Genomic DNA, 16,804 nt, shown 5'->3' with positions numbered 1-16,804 from the left:
CCGGGCTAGGCCTTCCGGCGGATGATGGGCGGGTGGAGCCGGACGAACGGCTCGAGCTGGTGTTCTCGGAGTCGCTGCGGGCCCTGAGCTACCAGCAGGGCGCGCTCGACAACCTGCGCTCCCGCGTCACCCTCCTGACCGCGGGAGCCGCTCTCGTGAGTTCCTCGTTCGTCGGCACCGCCCTGCAGAGCCCGCGCTGGGGCGCGGCCACGGTCGTCGCGGTCACCGCGATGACCGGCGTCCTCGCGCTGGCACTGGTGATCTGCGCACCGGTCTGGCGGTGGACGTTCCTGTCGAGCGCGTCCCGCCTGCTCGGCGCGGTCGACCTCGGGCACGACCTCGACTCGATGCGGCGGCACCTCGCGGCCGACTTCGAGCGGTGGCTCGACGCCAACGAGAAGAAGCTCCGCAAGCTGCAGTGGTGCTTCGTGGCCGGGCTCGTGCTCCTGCTGGTCGAGGTGTCGGCGTGGTGCGTGCAGCTGGCGCAGTTGAAGGGGTGGTCGTGATGGCTCAGGAGCCCGGGGAGACCGCCACCGGTGGCGAGGCGGCGAAGCCGTGGCCTCCGGTGGACCGCAGTATGATCAACTACGGGGTGCCCGCGCCGGCCCAGGCACCGGCGGCGGCCCAGGCACCGGCGGCGGCCGTGCCGATCCCGGCGCCCCTGCCGCCCAAGCCACCGCCTCCGCAGTCCATGCCGCCCAAGCCACCGCAGTCCGTGCCGTTCCCGGCGCAGGGTCCGCCCGCGGGAGCCGGCCCGTTCCCGACGGGACCGATCCCGGTGCCCACCGACTGGCCGCCCGTCGCCGGCGTGCCGGTCCGGGCGACGATCCAGCTCCCGCCCGTCGTCCACGTGCCGGCGGCGATCCAGCTCCCCGCCACGATCCAGGTCATGGCGACCATCCAGCTCTCGGCCGCGCCGCCCTCGTCCGCACGCCGCACCCCGCTCGTGCTCGCCCTGGCCGGGCTGGTGCTCCTCGCCGCGACCGCGGCGGTGCTCGTCCAGCTGTTCCTCTGAACGCCGTCCGGCCCCGCTCCACCGGGGAGCGGGGCCGCGGAACGCCTGCGGCGCCTACTTCTTCAGCGCCTCGCGCAGGAAGGCGACGGCCTGGTTGATCGCGGCCTCGGCGGCGTGCGTGCCGCGCAGGGCGTTCAGCATCACGAAGTCGTGGATCGCGCCCGCGTACCGGACGGCGGTGACGGGCACGCCCGCCTCGCGCAGCTTGTCGGCGTAGGCCTCGCCCTCGTCGCGCAGGACGTCGGCCTCGGCGGTGATCACGAGCGCCTGCGGCAGACCGGCGAGCTGGTCGCGCGTGGCGCGCAGCGGGGAGGCGGTGATCTCGGCGCGCTCGAGCGGGTTCGTCGTGTACTGGTCCCAGAACCACTGCATGCCGTCGCGGCGCAGGAAGTAGCCCTCGGCGAACTGCAGGTACGAGTCGGTGTCGAAGGACGCGTCGGTCACCGGGTAGAAGAGCACCTGGGCCACCAGGTCGACGTCACCGCGTTCCTTGGCCTGCAACGTCAGCGCGGCCGCCATGTTGCCGCCGACCGAGTCGCCGGCGACCGCCACGCGGGTCGCGTCGAGGCCGTAGGAGGCGCCGGAGTCCTGGATCCACCGCGCGGTCGCGTAGTTCTGGTTGATCGCGACCGGGTAGCGGGCCTCGGGCGAGAGCGAGTAGTCCGGGAAGACGACCGCGGCACCGGCACCGGCGGCGAGCTCGCGGACCAGGCGGTCGTGGGTGCGGGCGTTGCCGAAGACCCAGCCCGCGCCGTGGATGTAGAGGATGACCGGCAGGTCACCGGTGGTGCCGGCGGGCTTGACGACGCGGACCCTGAAGCCGTCGAGCTCGACCCACTGCTCGTCGACCTCGGGCGCCGCGATCTCGCCCGACTGGACCTCGTCGACGGTCTTGCGGCCCTCGGCCGGGTCGAGCTCGAAGAGGAACGGCCGCTGGGCGGTGGCGGCGGCGAACTCGGCGGCGGCGGGTTCGAGAACTGGGCGCTTCATGGCTTCCTCCTGGCGTTCCGGGGTGATGCCATAAAGCTAGTGCACGATTAAATCGTGCACAATGTAATCAGGACCTCATCGGCACCGGGAACAACGACGGCCCCCGCCCGCGAGAGGGCAGGGGCCGTCCGGGAAGAGCCTCAGCCGACGGTGAAGCCCGCCGTGGCGCCGGTGAAGCCGGTGATCCTGCCGGTCCACCCGGACTTCTCGTCACCGTGGTGCACGATCCGGTACGTGCCGGCCGGGGTGTCCGCCGGGATCTGCCAGGTGATCGTCGCGTTCGAGAAGGCGATGCCGACCCGTTCCCACCGGTAGCGCGTCGACCAGTCACCGTCGTCGGCGACGCGCACCCACCGGCCGTCCACCTGCTGCTGCACCTCCAGGAAGGTGTGGTTGCGGTGCAGGTTGTTCTTCGGGTGCCCGGTGACGAACACCGACGTGACGGTCTCACCGCGCCGGTACGAGGCCTTCGGCGCGGTCAGCACGTCGCCGTACCTCTTGTCGGCGGGCTTGTCGTCGAGCACGACACCGGTCTGCAGGTTGATCTCGGTGAACGGCGGCTTGCCCGGGTTCGGTCCGGCGGGCAGGGCGGTGCCGGCCCTCATCGAGGCCGCGAGTTTCGCGAACTCCTGCTGGTACGCGGGCGTGGTGTTGCGGCCGAACAACGTCGAGCCGCCCTCGTACTGCTGCGAGTCGTACTCCTCCGGGGTGGTGACGTACTGGCTGTAGTCGTTGGCGTAGCCCTGGATCAGCACGTTGCGCACCGGCACACCGGCTTCGGCGGCCACCGCCCTGCGGATGCGCAGACCCGCGGTGATCGTGACCTCACCGGGCACGGCGACGAGGTGCAACTGCCCGATGCGGACGATCTGCAGCGGCACGACGTCCGGGGTGGCGCCGATCAAACCCGTCGGCACCAGCGAGGCCTTGGGGAACTGGCAGTCCCGCAGCCACTGCGGGACCTCCATCTGCAACGGCTCGAAGAGCTTCTTCCACGGCGACTGCATGCCCTCGGAGAAGCCGGGGATCGCCGGGCCGTCCTCGACGCTGCCCGCGATCGTGGACGCGCCGACGACGCCGGAGCAGGTGGTGCCGGGCTGGCCGGTGTCGGTGTAGCGGCCCTCGACCCGCACGGCCGACATGTCCACGAACCGCATCCGGTGGTCGACACCACCGGTCACCGCGGCTTGCGGTCCGTTGTAGACCTCCTGGGCCTTGCGGTTCTGGCGCTCACCGATGATCCGGGCGTTCTCGAACTCGTTCTCGGTCGGGCCGGAGCCGGGCTTGAGGTTGAGGTTCGGCGACATGTCACCGGCGTTGGTGTTCGGGAACGCCGCCACGAAGCCCGCGGCGTCGTCCAGGTACCGCACGCCTTCGTCGTCGTGCTCCCACTGGTACGCCGCGTAACCCTTGTTGTCCGGGCTGATCAGGGTGTTGGCGTTGGTGATCGACGTGTTGTGCGTGGCGAACCAGCTGATCGCGCCGACGTCGTCACCGGACTGCCGGAACTTGAGCACGGTCAGCTGCGGGTCGATGCCGCGCGGGAAGAAGCCCTTGTCCGGGTTGCGGTCGAACGCCACGCGCGACCGGTTGACCGACGCGTCGGTGAGCTCTCCGAAGCCGAGGCTGATCGAGCCGGGCTTCACGTCCTCGTGCGCCTCGACGACCGACTCGGTGATGCCGTCCACGACCGCCGCGAGAGCCTGCGGCTGCAGGCCGAGGATCGAGAGGTTGTAGGCGAGGTTGTGCGACTGGCCGCCGGGACCGCTGTGCGTGTGCGTGGCGGACAGCAGCAGGTTCTCGCGGGTGTAGGTGGTGCCGTACCTGGCCTGGAGCTTGGCGAGCACGCCCTCCTGGACCGCGCGGAAGATCATCGCGAGGTCGGCGTTGACGTACGCGACGCGCTTGTTCGTCGCCCGGTCGACCACGACGTAGGCCCGCGACCGCAGCCGCTGGTGGATGCCCGTCGTCTTCTGGTCGAACTTGGAGTAGCCCATCATGCCGTTCTCGGCGGCCGGGCCGGTGACGTCGGAGATGCCGCGGCCCACCAGGTACGGCTCGGGTTCCGCCCACGCGAACGGGCCGCTGACCAGCGCCGCACCGACGAGTGCGACGACCACCGTCAAGACTTTCGTCCGCATGACCACCCCGCCGAAGTGAATTGGATTCACATTTCAGGACCGACGGTAGGTGATCCAGACCACTTCGAGCAAGTCACCGCGAGTGCGTTGGCGGTGACGACGAGCAGGATCCCGGCCCAGTGGTGCACCTCGAGGGTCTCCCCCAGGACCACCAGACCGGCGAGGGCCGCCAGCACCGGGTGCACGCTCATCGCCAGTCCGAACAACCTCGCGGGCACCTTCCGCAGCGCGATCAGGTCGACGGCGTACGGCACGACGCTGCAGAACACGCCGGCGCCGATGGCGTACAGCACCGAGAGCCCGGTCAGCTTCCCGTGCACCACCAGCAGGACGACCACCGGGACGTACAGCGCCGCCGACATCGCGGTCGCCACCGCGGGCGCCTGCAGCCCCGGCAACCGCGCGCCGACCAGGCGGTTGAGCAGGATGTAGGACGCCCAGCACCCCGCCGCGAGCAGGCCGAGCCCGACGCCGAGGTAGTCGCTGCTCGGGCCGGGCAGCACCAGCACGTACACGCCGGCTGCCGCGATCAGCACGAACAGGAAGTCGCGGCGCGTGCGCGATCCGGCCAGGGCGACGCCGAGCGGCCCGAGCACCTCCAGCGTGACGGCGAGACCGAGGCCGATGCGGTCGATCGCCACGTACAGGCTCAGGTTCATCGTCGCGAACACCAGGCCGAGCGCGATCGTCGGCCACCACTGCGCCCTGGTGAAGTTCCGGACGTCCGGGCGGGCCACCGGGAGCAGCACTGCGGCCGCCACGAACTGGCGCACCGCCACCACCCCGGCCGGGCCGATGGCGGCGAACGCGTGGGCGCCCACCGCGGCCCCGAGCTGGTTGCTGGCCGCGCTCGCGGTCATCGTCGCGAACCCCCTGAAGTTCTTCATGCCGTCCAGCCTGCGGATCGAAGACCGATACGGGAAATGCATGAGCCGTGCGACCTATACGCTGGACGCATGGATCTGCGGCACGTCCGGGCGTTCGTGGCGGTGGCCGACGCGGGCACGTTCACCGACGCCGCACGGGAACTCGGCCTCACGCAGGCGTCGGTGTCGCGGTCGGTCGCCGCTCTGGAGGCGTCGCTGGGCGTGCGGCTGCTGCAGCGGACCACGCGGCACGTCGCCCTGACCGCGGTCGGCGCGAAGGTCCTCGCGGGCGCCCGCCGGGTGCTGGACGAGGTCGCGCACCTGCACCGGATCGCGTCCCGGTCGCTGACGGAGCTGCGGATCGGCTACGCCTGGGCGGCACTCGGCAAGCACACCCGGCGCGTGCAGAAGGCCTGGGCCGCCGAGCACCCCGGGCTGCCGCTGGTGTTCGTCCAGTCGAACTCGCCGACCGCGGGGCTCGCGGAAGGCACCGCCGACGTCGCCGTGGTGCGCAAGGCCCTCGACGACCCGCGGTTCGAGACGGCGCTGCTCGGCACCGAACGGCGCTACGGCGTGGTCGCGACGGACAACCCGTTGGCGCGCAAGCGTTCGCTCACGCTGGCGGACCTCGCCCGGTACTCGCTGGCCGTGGACGACCGCACCGGCACGACCACCCTGGACCTGTGGCAGCCGGGCGGGGCACCGGCCGTCGTGCGCAACACCGGCGGCGTCGACGAGTGGCTGACGCTGATCGCGGCGGGGCAGGCGGTCGGCATGACGTCCGAGGCGACGGCGAGCCTCAACCCGCGACCGGGCGTGGCCTACCGGGCCGTGGTGGACGCGCCCCCGATCGCGGTGTGGCTGGCGTGGTGGAAGGACCAGCCGCCGCAGCACCTCACCGATCTGATCACGCTGGCGTGCGACGCCTATCGCGGGTGAGAAAACGCCTCCGGCACAGGCGGGTGAGTGGACAGCCGCCCGTCACCCCCGTGGTGGACGACGTCGCGCACAACCGCACGCGCTGGCCGGTCACCGTCCGAACGTCTCGTGCACGACGGCGATCAGCGCCCTGGCCGCGGCGGTCGGGGCGCGGTCCGCCGGCCGCGCGAGTCCGATGGGCCAGCGCAGGTCGGCGCCCGTCACCTCCAGGGTGGCCACGCCGGGAGCGTCGCCGAGGACGTAGCTCGGCAGCAGCGCGATGCCGAGGCCGTTGCGGACGTAGTCGACGCCGGTGAAGATGTCCGACATCTCCAGCGTGACCCGGCGGGGCACGGCGTTGAGCGCGAACGCCCGGTCGGCGACGGCCCGGTTGCCGTACCCCAGCGGTGAGTCGATGAAGTCCATCCCGGCCAGCTCGGCGATGGACACCTCCGACCGGGCGGCGAGCGGGTGGTCGTGCGGCACGACCAGGCCCATCACCGAGTGGGCGAGCTCGTCGAGGACGATGCCGGGCGGCACCTCGCCCGGCAGCGACGCGAACGCGAGGTCGAGCCGGCGGTCCAGCAGCTGCTCGACGAGCCCCTGCGACCCCGACGTGGCCGCCCGCGTGCGCACCAGCACGCCGGGGTGGCGGCGGTGGAACTCACCGAGCAGCCCGGGCAGGTCGATCAGGGTCATCGCGGTGAGCGTGCCGACCCGGACGGTGCCGGTGATCGCGCCCTCCACCTGCGCGACGGCGTCCCTCGCCTCGGCCGCGGCGTCCAGGACGGCCTGCGCCTTCGGCAGCAGCGCCTCCCCCGCGCCGGTCAGCAGCACGCGCTTGGAGTTGCGGTCGAGCAGCGTGGCGCCGAGCTCGCGTTCGAGGGTCTTGATCGCCGCCGAGACGGCGGACTGGACGACGTGCACGCGTGCGGCGGCGCGCGTGAAGTTGCCTTCCTCGGCGACCGCGACGAAGTACTCCAGCTGACGGAGGTCCACGCGAACAACTATCTCAGAAAGTGATGATCGCGAGCTTCAACTTTCGTTAGACGTGATGGATCTACGCGCGCAGTGTGATGGCATGTCCGTGCTCTTCGATTCACCGGTCACCACGCCCCCGCCTGTCCGCGCGCACGGCCGAGGCTTCTGGACCGTCGCCGCGACGTTCCTGATCGCCATGGCCTACTCGACCGTTCCGGCACCGCTGTTCCCGCTCTACGTCGCCCGCGAGGGGTTCTCGACGTTCGCCATCACAGTCGTGTTCGCCGCTTTCGCCGTCGGCGTCGTGGTGAGCCTCGTGCTCGCGGGCCACATCTCGGACTGGGCGGGCCGCAAGACGGTCCTCCTGCCCGCGCTGGGCCTGGAGGTCGTGTCCGCCCTGCTGTTCCTGACCAGCACCTCGCTCCCGGTCCTGATCGTCGCGCGCGTGGTCAACGGCCTGGGCGTGGGCATGATCGCCGCGACCGCCACCGCCTACCTCCACGACCTGCACACCCGTCACCGCCCGGACGCCTCCCCGCGCCGCTTCGAAGTCGTCTCGACCGCGGCGAACATCGGCGGCCTCGGCGTCGGCGCCCTGGTGGCGGGCGTTCTCGCGCAGTACGTCTCGTCACCCCTGCGCACGCCGTACGCGGTGCTGGCCGTCCTGCTCGTCGTGGCCGTCGTCGCGGTGGCCCTGACGCCGGAAACCGTGGAGCGGCGCAAGGTCCCCTACCGTCCCCAGCGGATCAGCGCCGACCACGGCGACCGCCGGGCGTACGTCGTCGCCGCTCTCGGCGCGTTCGCCTCGTTCGCGGTGTTCGGTGTCTTCACGTCGGTCTCGCCGGGGTTCGTGGCGGGCGAACTGCACCACCCGTCACGTCTGCTCGCGGGACTCGTGGTGTTCATCGTGTTCGGCGGCGCCGCTCTGGCCCAGACGGCCACCGGCGGGCTGTCCGCCGCTGCGCGCCGGGCGTGGGGCCTCGGCGGGCAGGCGATCGGCGTGCTGCTCGTGGTCGCCGGGATGTGCGCGACGAGCTTCCCGCTGTTCGTGGTCGGCGGTGCGGTGGCAGGGATCGGCGCCGGGGTGCAGTTCAAGGCGTCGATCGGCGCGGTGTCGTCGGCGGCGGCGCCGGAGAAGCGCGGGGAGGCCTTGGCGGGGCTGTTCCTCATCGCCTACCTCGGGCTGAGCGTGCCGTCGCTGTCGATCGGGCTGGCGACGCGGTTCCTCGCCCCGACGGCGGTGATGACGTGGTTCGCCGGCGTCCTGCTGGTGCTGCTGGGCGGGGTGGCGGCGCTCAGTCGACGATCGCGGTGACGTCCGGCAAGGCGCGCCCGGCTCGCACCGAGCCGCGACCCGGCGCCGATCGGCACGGGCCGGGGTAACGGCGGCGGGCTCCGCGCAGATTCATGCAGGCATGAGGTTCTTGATCACACCCGTGCTCCTCGCCGTCCTGGTGGCGGGCTGCACGCCGGAGGTCACCGGGTCCGGCTCCGCCGCGGACCCCACGTCGTCCACGGCCACCGGGACGACCGCTCCGAAGACGACCGCTCAGGAGACGACGACGCGGGAGACGACGACCAAGGCCGCCGCCAACCCGCTGCCCGGTGTGCAGCCGGACCAGTACGAGGGCCTGCCGTCGCAGTTCTGCGACCGGCCGTTCACCGGCGCGCTCGGCAAGCCGATGCTGGCCGTCGTGGTGGAGACGCCGCAGGGGAGGCTGAACTGCGACCAGGCCGGGGCGGTGCTGTTCGACTACTACGCCGAACGCTCCGACCCCAAGACCGGGCTGCCGCCGGTCGAGATCGGGCCGATGTCGTGCAACCAGGTCGCCGAGGGGCTCATGCCCCAGGTCGTGTGCTCCGACGCGGAGAACCTCATCTACTCGATGTGGCCGCAGACGTGACGGGAGCGGGGTGGGCGATCGCGTCGCCACCCCGCTCCCTTGCGGGGATCAGTCCGTGCCGAACTCCATGGCCGCCGCGTCGAGCAACTCGTCGGCCTCGGAGACCTCACCGCGCGAGGCGATGGCCTCCGCGCCGCCGTCCGGCACCTCGCCGATCAGCTGGGTCGGCTCGGGCTGCGCCGAGATGAGCGCCGACTGCCGGGTGCCCACCATGCCGAGGCCCGCGAACAGCTCCAGCTTGGCGCGCGAGTCCGCGATGTCGAGGTTGCGCATGGTCAGCTGGCCGATGCGGTCGACCGGGCCGAACGCCGAGTCCTCGGTGCGTTCCATCGACAGCTTGTCCGGGTGGTAGCTGAACGCCGGGCCGGACGTGTCGAGGATCGAGTAGTCGTCGCCCCGGCGCAGCCGCAGCGTGACCTCGCCGGTGACCGCGGAGCCGACCCAGCGCTGCAGCGACTCGCGCAGCATCAGCGACTGCGGGTCGAGCCAGCGGCCCTCGTACAGCAGGCGGCCGAGCTTGCGGCCCTCGTTGTGGTACGCCGCGACGGTGTCCTCGTTGTGGATCGCGTTCACGAGGCGGTCGTAGGCGATGTAGAGCAACGCCATGCCGGGCGCCTCGTAGATGCCGCGGCTCTTCGCCTCGATGATGCGGTTCTCGATCTGGTCGGACATGCCGAGACCGTGGCGGCCGCCGATGGCGTTCGCCTCCAGCACGAGGTCGACGGCGTCGCCGAACTCCTTGCCGTTGATCGTGACCGGACGGCCCTGGTCGAAGCCGATGGTGACGTCCTCGGTCGCGATCTCGACCGACGGGTCCCAGAACTTGACGCCCATGATCGGCTCGACGATCTCGATGCCCTCGTTGAGCAGCTCGAGCGACTTGGCCTCGTGCGTGGCGCCCCAGATGTTCGCGTCCGTCGAGTACGCCTTCTCGACGCTCGACCGGTAGGGCAGGCCGCGCTCGAGCAGCCACTCGGACATCTCCTTGCGGCCGCCGAGCTCGGTCACGAAGGCCGCGTCGAGCCACGGCTTGTAGATCCGCAGCGACGGGTTCGCGAGCAGGCCGTAGCGGTAGAACCGCTCGATGTCGTTGCCCTTGTAGGTGGAGCCGTCGCCCCAGATCTGCACGTCGTCGTCGAGCATGGCGCGCACGAGCATCGTGCCCGTGACCGCGCGCCCGAGCGGCGTCGTGTTGAAGTAGGCACGGCCGCCGGAGCGGATGTGGAACGCGCCGCAGGCCAGGGCCGCGAGGCCCTCCTCGACCAGCGCCGAGCGGCAGTCGACGAGGCGGGCGATCTCGGCACCGTACGTGCCGGCGCGACCGGGCACGGTGTCGATCTCGGGCTCGTCGTACTGCCCGATGTCCGCGGTGTACGTGCAGGGCACAGCGCCCTTCTCACGCATCCACGCGACCGCGACGGAAGTGTCGAGACCACCGGAGAAGGCGATGCCGACGCGTTCGCCGGCCGGAAGTGAAGTGAGCACCTTGGACACGTTGAGAATTATGCACGACGATGTATGAGCATGCACTACCGGGGTCTCTGTTAGTTGCGCCTCAAGTAGTGGGCGGCGATGTCGTCGCTGGTCGTGAGCCACACGTCGGGTGCGGCGGCGAGCTGCGCGAGCACTCGGTCCTCATCCCTGGAGGAAGTCCACCGGCGTTCGATCGGGAAGAGCACACCACTCGGCTCGAGCAACCACGAGAAAGGGGCGCGTCCTCCGGCACGGATCCCGGCCGTCGCCGACCCGACCGGGTTCCGCCGTCCCGTGCCGCGTCATCAGGACAGGGGCATCGCCGCTGCCAGGTGAACGTTGGTGGACCGGCCCCGTCACCGCGGCGGAAAAGCGCACGTGACCGATTCCGCGCCGGGGTGTGAAATTCCCGGACGGCAAAGATTCGGCGAACCACCTAGACGTGAACGCTGTTCATGTACCACCTTCTGCCTCGCAAGCCTCTCCGCTCCCCTGCCCACCGGAGGCTCCTGTTGAGGAAGAAGATCCTGCCCGCGCTCGCCGGCGCCCTGCTGATCACCGCCCTGTTCCCCGGCGTCGCGCTGGCGGACCCGCCCCGCGCCATCCCCGCCAACTTCGAGGCGGCGGACGGCAAGTGGCAGCCGGCGTTCGACTACGACGGCGACGGGTGCTACCCCACCCCGGCGATCTCGCCGACCGGTGACATCGCACCCGGCCTGAAGAACTCGGGCGCGCTGAACGGCAACTGCCACGACCAGTCCGACCTGGACAACACCAACTCCTACAGCCGCTCCAAGTGCAACAACGGCTGGTGCGCCTACCTGTACGACCTGTACTTCGAAAAGGACCAGGCCGTGCCGCTGTGGGACTGCTGCGGCCACCGCCACGACATCGAGCACGTGGTCGTCTGGGTGCAGAACGACGTGGCCCAGTACGTCTCGACGTCGGAGCACGGCAAGTACAAGGTGCACCCGCGTGCGAACGTGCAGTGGGAAGGCACCCACCCGAAGATCATCTACCACAAGGACGGCGCCAGCACGCACTGCTTCCGCCTCGCGGGCGCGGGTGAGGTGGCGGAGAACCACTACGGCGTCTACCAGTACCCCGACCTGGTCAGCTGGGACCGCTTCCCGGCCGGCGTGCGCGACAAGCTCGTGAGCGCGAACTTCGGCAGCGCGTCCCTCGCGATCAAGGACGGCGCGTTCAACCACAACCTGGGCATCGCGAAGCCCGCCGGGATCCCGTTCGACCCGAACGCCTGACGCGCTACTTCGCGACGCGGTCGAGCCACTCGGCCAGGAGGGCCCGTTCTGCCGGGGACAACACCGGGGGCGGGTCCTCCTCCAGCGCCACCCTCAGCGCGATCGCCCTGCTCGGGATGTCCTTCGGCTCGTCCGGTGGGGCATCCGCGGTGATCGCCCTGATGACGTTCTCGCGCGTGAATCCGATCAGCCCCGGGTCGCGGTCCTCCTCGGGCGTGGCGATCAGCGCCAGCACCACGCCCAGGCCCGCGGCGTGCACGAACTGCGCCGCCTGCTCGACGGGCACCGTCAACCTGCCCGCCGCCGCGATGCGGCTGATGATCCCGCGGAGCATCGCGTCCGCCGCCAGCCGCGCCTCCCGCTTGCGCGGTTCGCCGTACATCAGCAGGTAGAACGCGGGCCGCGCCAGGCCGAACCCGATGTGCAGGTCCCAGCCCCGGCGCAGGTCGCCGACCGGGTCCTCCGTCGCCCCCATCGCCTGCTTGGACGAGAGGTAGCCGGCGAACCCGTGCGCCGCGACGGCGTCGAGCAGCCCGTCCTTGTCCCCGAAGAGCCGGTACAGCGTCGGCGCCTGCACACCGGCGGCCGCGGCGACCGCGCGCGTGCTGACCGCCTCCTTGCCGCCCTCGACCAGCAGGTCGGCCGCGGCCCGCACCAGACGCTCCCTAGTGTCCACGTATCGACGATAACACAGCATCGGTAGCGCTGATTCGGTATCAGTGCTACGTTCGATGCAGTATCGATGGAAACAGCAGATGGGAGCGTTGCCATGACTCGCGTTGCGATCGTCACCGGAGGATCGAGGGGCATCGGACGTGCCGCCGCCGAACGTCTAGCCACCGGCGGAACCGCCGTCGTCGTGTACGCCGGCAACAAGACCGCGGCCGACGAGGCCGTCGAGCAGATCAGGGCGAACGGCGGCCAGGCGGTCGCCGCGCAGGCCGACGTGGGCGACGAGACCGCCGTCGCCGCCGCGTTCGACCTGGCCGAGGAGACCTTCGGCGGCGTGGACGTCGTCGTGAACTCCGCCGGCATCATGCCGTTGGGCACCGTCGCGGACATGGACCTCGACACCTTCGACCGCATCATGCGCACCAACGCGCGTGGCACGTTCATCGTGTCGCAGCAGGCCGCCCGCCGCGTGCGTGACGGCGGCGCGATCATCACCATCTCGTCCTCGGTGGTGGGCCTGCGGTTCCCGCAGTACGGCGCCTACGCGATGTCGAAGGGCGGCGTCGAGGCGCTGACGCTGGTCCTCGCCCGCGAGCTGCGCGGCCGTGACATCACCGTCAACACCGTCGCCCCCGGTCCCACGGCCACCGAGCTGTTCCTGAACGGCAAGGACCAGGCGACCGTCGACACCCTCGCGAAGCAGGCGCCGCTGGAGCGCCTCGGCGAGGCCGGCGACATCGCCGAGGTCATCTCCTTCCTGGCCGGTCCCGCTCGGTGGATCAACGGCCAGACCATCCGTGCGAACGGGGGCATCATCTGATGGGCGAGGTCGTCGTCGTCACGGGAGCGTCCAGCGGCTTCGGCGCCCTGGCGGTCCGCAGGCTCGGCCTCGCGGGCCACACGGTCTACGCGGGCATGCGCGAGACCACCGGCCGCAACGCCCGAGCCGTCGAGGAGCTCGCCGCGTTCGCCGCGGAGAACGACACCGCGGTGCACGCCGTCGAGCTCGACGTGCAGTCGCAGGAGTCCGCGGACGCCGCGATCGCGACGATCATCGCCGAGCAGGGCCACCTCGACGTCGTGGTGCACAACGCGGGCCACATGGCCACCGGTCCCGCCGAGGCGTTCACGCCGGAGCAGTACGCGGCCCTGTACGACGTGAACGTCCTGGGCACGCAACGCGTGAACCGCGCGGCGCTGCCCCACCTGCGGGCGCGGCGGTCGGGCCACGTCGTCTGGGTCGGCTCCAGCTCCACCCGCGGCGGCACTCCCCCGTACCTGGCGCCGTACTTCGCGGCCAAGGCGGCGATGGACGCGGTCGCCGTCTCCTACCGCGCCGAGCTGCTGCGGTTCGGCATCGAGACCACGATCGTCGTGCCGGGCGCCTTCACCCGCGGCACCCACCACTTCGCGCACAGCGGCACCGCCGCCGACACCTCGCGCGCCGCGGAGTACGAGGAGCTCTACCCCGGCCTGGTGGACCAGGTCGGCGCACGGCTCGCCGAACTGGAGCCCTCGTGGGCGGACGCCGGGGCCGTGGCGGACGCGATCGTGTCCGTGGTGGACAGCGCCTCCCCGCCGTTCCGCGTGCACGTCGACCCCTCGTCCGACGGCGCCGAGGTCGTGAACGCGGTCGCGGACCGGGTGCGCGGCGAGTTCCTGCGCCGCGTGGACCTGGCTGACCTGGTCTAACGCCTGCCCAGGAGCGCGGACGCGGTGACGAACCGGTAGCCGCGCTCCTTCAGCCCCGTGATGATCGGCTTCAGCGCCTGCCGGGTCTGCTCCCGCGCCGGGTACATGGGGTGCAGCAGGACGATCGAACCCGGCCGGGTCTCCCGCAGGGTCCGCTCCGCGATCTGCCCGGCGGTGTGCACGCCCTCGGAGTCCGGCTCGACGTCCCACATGACCGTCGTGCGGCCGTGCTGCTGGAGGTAGTGCGGCAACGCGAACAGCTTTTTGCCGTTGGGCGGCCGGAAGTGGATGTCACCGCTGTAGCCGGTCCTGCGGATCCGGGCGTCGGTGTCCTCGACCTCCCTCGCCACCGTGCCGGGCAGGACGCCGACCATCCGCCGGTGGTGGTAGGTGTGGTTGCCGATCTCGTGCCCCGCCCGCGCGATCTTCCCGCCCAGGTCCGGGTGCTTGTCGAGGTCGCGGCCGACGAGGAAGAAGGTGGCGTGGACGTCCTCCGCCTCCAGGACGTCGAGGACCTGCTGGGTGCCGGCGGGGTCGGGGCCGTCGTCGAAGGTGAGGGCGACGAGCTTCTCGCCGGTCTCGACGCGGTGGACCAGGTCACCGAAGAACTGGAAGGTGCGGGCGCTGCTGACGTTCCACAGGGAAGCCGCGGCGACCAGCACCACGGCGAGGCTCACGGCGATGATGATCGTCGGTTTGCGGCGCGACCACGTCATGCGCCCACTATGGCCAACTCCGCCCCTCCGACCCGCAGCACCCCGTCGTCCAGCGGCACCGTGCGGATCCCTCCCTTGCCGCGCAACGCCTTGAAGGCACCGGGCGCGATCACCCGGTCCATCCAGGCGCAGGGGTGCGCGGGCCGGTGCACCTCGAACCGCACCGGCCCGTCCCCGCTGTCGAGGCTGAACACGGTGCCGCGCGGCAACGCGTCCACGTCGAACCCGCGCACCACGACGTTCCGGCGCGCCACCAACGGGTCCACGGGCCACGCGGCGAGCGGCTCGGCCGCGATCAGGGTGACGGCGGCGTTGCGGTGCGCGGGGTGGCCGAAGTACCGGTCACCCACGACGCCGAGCCGGGCGCGGACCTCGACGAGGTCGCGCGAGACCGGCCCGGGATCGGGACGAGGGCCGTCCGACGGACGGCCCTCGTAGGCGTGCACGGGTGAGACGTGCAGCGCGACGATCTCGATCAACGCTCGCCGAGCTGCCACTCCGGCCGCACGTAGTGGCACGTGTAGCCGTTCGGGAAGCGCTCCAGGTAGTCCTGGTGCTCGGGCTCGGCCTCCCAGAAGTCCGACTCCTGGGTGACCTCGGTGACGACCTTGCCCGGCCACTTGCCGGAGGCGTCGACCGCGGCGATGACCTCCTCCGCGATCTCCTTCTGGGCGTCGTCGGTGTAGAAGATCGCCGAGCGGTAGCTGGCGCCGATGTCGTTGCCCTGGCGGTCGCGGGTCGACGGGTCGTGGATCTGGAAGAAGAACTCCAGGACCTGCCGGTAGCTCAGCTGCTCGGGGTCGAACACGACCTCGATGGCCTCGGCGTGGTTGCCGTGGCTGCGGTACGTGGCGTTCGGCGTGCTGGGGTCGCCGGTGTAGCCGACTCGGGTGGAGACGACGCCGGGGTGGCGGCGGAACAGGTCCTGCATGCCCCAGAAACAGCCGCCCGCGAGAACAGCCTTCTCCGTCACGGTGGTACTCCTCTGCTCGGTGTTCACTCAGGAGAACGTTCGGTCTCGGCTGGTTCATCCCCGCTGGGTTGTGACGTGTCCATTACGGACCTCGAATCGATGACCTCGCCCAGGTAGCGGATGACGACCGCCACCGCCGCCGCGACCGGCACGGAGAAGAACGCGCCCGCGATGCCGTAGAGGCTGGTACCGGCCGTGACGACGAGCAGCACGACCGCCGCGTGCAGGCGCAGGCTGCGCGACTGCAGGATGGGCTGCAGCACGTTGCCCTCGACCTGCTGCACCACGATGACGATCACCAGCATGATGAGCGCCGTGGTCAGCCCGTTGCTGACGAGCGCGACCAGCACGGCCAGCGCTCCGGCGATGAACGCGCCCACGATCGGCACGAACCCGCCGAGGAACGTCAGCGCCGCCAGCGGGATCGCGAGCGGCACCCCCAAGATGACCAGCCCGAGCCCGATGAAGATGGCGTCGATCAGCGACACGACCGCCTGGCTGCGGATGAAGCTGCCGAGCGTCACCCAGATCCGCTCCAGCACCGTCGTGACGTGACCGCCGGCCCGCTCGCCGATGACACCGCGCAGCCACGGCGTGAAGCGCATGCCGTCCTTGACGAAGAAGAACGCCAGCAGCAGCGCCACCACACCGGTGACCAGCCCGGACGTCACCGCGCCCGCCCCGGTCAGCAGCCCGCCCGCGATCGACCCGATGCTCGACTTGATCTGGTCGACGCCCTGGGCGATCAACCGGTCCAGGTCACTGCCCCGCAGGTTGAACGGCGGCCCGCCCACCCAGTCCTGCAGCTGCGTGATGGCCTTCTGCGCGCTCTGGGCGATCTCCGGCACCCCGGACGCGATCGACGACGAGATGGCCGCGATGACGCCGCCGAGCACCCCGAGCCCGAGGAGCAGCACGATCGTCGCCGCCAGCGCCGAGTTGAGCCCCTTGGACATCAGCCACCGGGCCGGTGGCCACAGCACCGTCGTGATCAGCAGGGCGATCAGCACGGGCATGACGACCACCCAGAGCTTCCCGACCAGCCAGAGCACCATCCAGAGGCCGAGCACGGCCAGCGCCGTCCGCAGACTCCACCGCGCGAGCCAGCTCACGCCGTGCCCGATGGCCTCACCCTTGTCCGCCCACCTGCGTTCCCCTGTCACGCGCACAGTCTCTCGTTACCCGCGCGCGGGGGATCGCA

Annotated in this window: 18 protein-coding genes; 8 read left to right on the top strand and 10 right to left on the bottom strand. The window is 71.1% G+C overall.

From position 1 onward, the window contains the following. The first annotated feature begins 32 nt into the window (after nt 1-32). Both L6E10_RS36810 and L6E10_RS36805 read left to right on the top strand, forming a co-directional pair. On the top strand, nt 33-506 hold the full coding sequence (locus L6E10_RS36810) for a hypothetical protein (protein ID WP_236224784.1): 474 nt from the start codon (nt 33-35) through the stop codon (nt 504-506). Beyond that, nucleotides 506-1,015 (top strand): hypothetical protein, encoded by a 510-nt coding sequence (locus L6E10_RS36805; RefSeq protein ID WP_236224783.1) that lies wholly within the window; start codon nt 506-508, stop codon nt 1,013-1,015. Before L6E10_RS36810 ends, L6E10_RS36805 begins: the two co-directional genes overlap by 1 nt. A 54-nt stretch (nt 1,016-1,069) precedes the next feature. On the opposite strand, the gene L6E10_RS36800 is transcribed toward L6E10_RS36805, so the two are convergent. The 3 genes from L6E10_RS36800 to L6E10_RS36790 form a co-directional block, all read right to left on the bottom strand. Then, on the bottom strand, nt 1,070-2,005 hold the full coding sequence (locus L6E10_RS36800; RefSeq protein ID WP_236224782.1) for an alpha/beta hydrolase: 936 nt from the start codon (nt 2,003-2,005) through the stop codon (nt 1,070-1,072). 140 nt (nt 2,006-2,145) lie between these two features. Beyond that, entirely contained in the window at nt 2,146-4,146 is a 2,001-nt protein-coding gene (locus L6E10_RS36795; RefSeq protein ID WP_236224781.1) for a neutral/alkaline ceramidase, read from the bottom strand. Between the two features lie 26 nt (nt 4,147-4,172). After that, nucleotides 4,173-5,033 carry a DMT family transporter gene (locus tag L6E10_RS36790; RefSeq protein WP_236224780.1) on the bottom strand — a complete coding sequence of 287 codons (861 nt, stop codon included), beginning with the start codon at nt 5,031-5,033 and terminating at the stop codon, nt 4,173-4,175. 69 nt (nt 5,034-5,102) lie between these two features. Between L6E10_RS36790 and L6E10_RS36785 the strand changes: the two genes are divergently transcribed. Further along, nucleotides 5,103-5,951, top strand: coding sequence for a LysR family transcriptional regulator (locus L6E10_RS36785; RefSeq protein ID WP_236224779.1), 849 nt, complete (start codon nt 5,103-5,105; stop codon nt 5,949-5,951). A gap of 90 nt (nt 5,952-6,041) precedes the next feature. Here L6E10_RS36785 and L6E10_RS36780 read toward each other — a convergent pair whose 3' ends face one another. After that, nucleotides 6,042-6,929, bottom strand: a complete 888-nt coding sequence (locus tag L6E10_RS36780) for a LysR family transcriptional regulator (RefSeq protein ID WP_236224778.1) — start codon at nt 6,927-6,929, stop codon at nt 6,042-6,044. Between the two features lie 82 nt (nt 6,930-7,011). On the opposite strand from L6E10_RS36780, the gene L6E10_RS36775 reads away from it, so the two are divergent. Further along, on the top strand, nt 7,012-8,226 hold the full coding sequence (locus L6E10_RS36775) for an MFS transporter (protein WP_236224777.1): 1,215 nt from the start codon (nt 7,012-7,014) through the stop codon (nt 8,224-8,226). A gap of 100 nt (nt 8,227-8,326) precedes the next feature. Continuing rightward, nucleotides 8,327-8,815, top strand: coding sequence for a hypothetical protein (locus L6E10_RS36770; protein WP_236224776.1), 489 nt, complete (start codon nt 8,327-8,329; stop codon nt 8,813-8,815). A gap of 48 nt (nt 8,816-8,863) precedes the next feature. On the opposite strand, the gene argG is transcribed toward L6E10_RS36770, so the two are convergent. After that, on the bottom strand, nt 8,864-10,309 hold the full coding sequence (gene argG / locus L6E10_RS36765) for an argininosuccinate synthase (protein ID WP_090098991.1): 1,446 nt from the start codon (nt 10,307-10,309) through the stop codon (nt 8,864-8,866). A 491-nt stretch (nt 10,310-10,800) separates the two neighbouring features. Between argG and L6E10_RS36760 the strand changes: the two genes are divergently transcribed. Beyond that, complete coding sequence (locus L6E10_RS36760; RefSeq protein ID WP_374237598.1) at nt 10,801-11,550, top strand: NPP1 family protein; 750 nt, start codon at nt 10,801-10,803, stop codon at nt 11,548-11,550. Nucleotides 11,551-11,554: 4 nt separating this feature from the next. Here L6E10_RS36760 and L6E10_RS36755 read toward each other — a convergent pair whose 3' ends face one another. After that, nucleotides 11,555-12,247, bottom strand: coding sequence for a TetR/AcrR family transcriptional regulator (locus L6E10_RS36755; protein WP_236224775.1), 693 nt, complete (start codon nt 12,245-12,247; stop codon nt 11,555-11,557). 72 nt (nt 12,248-12,319) lie between these two features. On the opposite strand from L6E10_RS36755, the gene L6E10_RS36750 reads away from it, so the two are divergent. Further along, nucleotides 12,320-13,042: an SDR family oxidoreductase gene (locus L6E10_RS36750; RefSeq protein WP_236224774.1), complete on the top strand. Its 723-nt coding sequence runs from the start codon at nt 12,320-12,322 to the stop codon at nt 13,040-13,042. Next, a complete protein-coding gene (locus L6E10_RS36745) occupies nt 13,042-13,914 on the top strand; it encodes an SDR family NAD(P)-dependent oxidoreductase (protein WP_236224773.1) in 873 nt (290 codons plus the stop codon). Before L6E10_RS36750 ends, L6E10_RS36745 begins: the two co-directional genes overlap by 1 nt. Here L6E10_RS36745 and L6E10_RS36740 read toward each other — a convergent pair. The 4 genes from L6E10_RS36740 to L6E10_RS36725 are packed head-to-tail and all read right to left on the bottom strand — an operon-like array spanning nt 13,911 to nt 16,766. Then, nucleotides 13,911-14,630 carry a polysaccharide deacetylase family protein gene (locus L6E10_RS36740; RefSeq protein ID WP_236224772.1) on the bottom strand — a complete coding sequence of 240 codons (720 nt, stop codon included), beginning with the start codon at nt 14,628-14,630 and terminating at the stop codon, nt 13,911-13,913. The two genes, L6E10_RS36745 and L6E10_RS36740, sit on opposite strands and share 4 nt — an antisense overlap. Beyond that, entirely contained in the window at nt 14,627-15,127 is a 501-nt protein-coding gene (locus tag L6E10_RS36735; RefSeq protein ID WP_236224771.1) for an MOSC domain-containing protein, read from the bottom strand. Before L6E10_RS36735 ends, L6E10_RS36740 begins: the two co-directional genes overlap by 4 nt. Next, nucleotides 15,106-15,603, bottom strand: coding sequence for a peptide-methionine (S)-S-oxide reductase MsrA (gene msrA / locus L6E10_RS36730; protein WP_236224770.1), 498 nt, complete (start codon nt 15,601-15,603; stop codon nt 15,106-15,108). Before msrA ends, L6E10_RS36735 begins: the two co-directional genes overlap by 22 nt. A 23-nt stretch (nt 15,604-15,626) precedes the next feature. Beyond that, nucleotides 15,627-16,766 (bottom strand): AI-2E family transporter, encoded by a 1,140-nt coding sequence (locus L6E10_RS36725; RefSeq protein ID WP_236224769.1) that lies wholly within the window; start codon nt 16,764-16,766, stop codon nt 15,627-15,629. Nucleotides 16,767-16,804 lie beyond the last annotated feature (38 nt).

It is taken from the genome of Lentzea sp. CC55, from assembly GCF_021056325.1.
In the GTDB taxonomy this organism is placed as follows: Bacteria; Actinomycetota; Actinomycetes; order Mycobacteriales; family Pseudonocardiaceae; genus Lentzea; species Lentzea jiangxiensis.
Note: the sequence above shows the minus strand (reverse complement) of the source record. Positions and strands in the feature narration are given on the sequence as shown.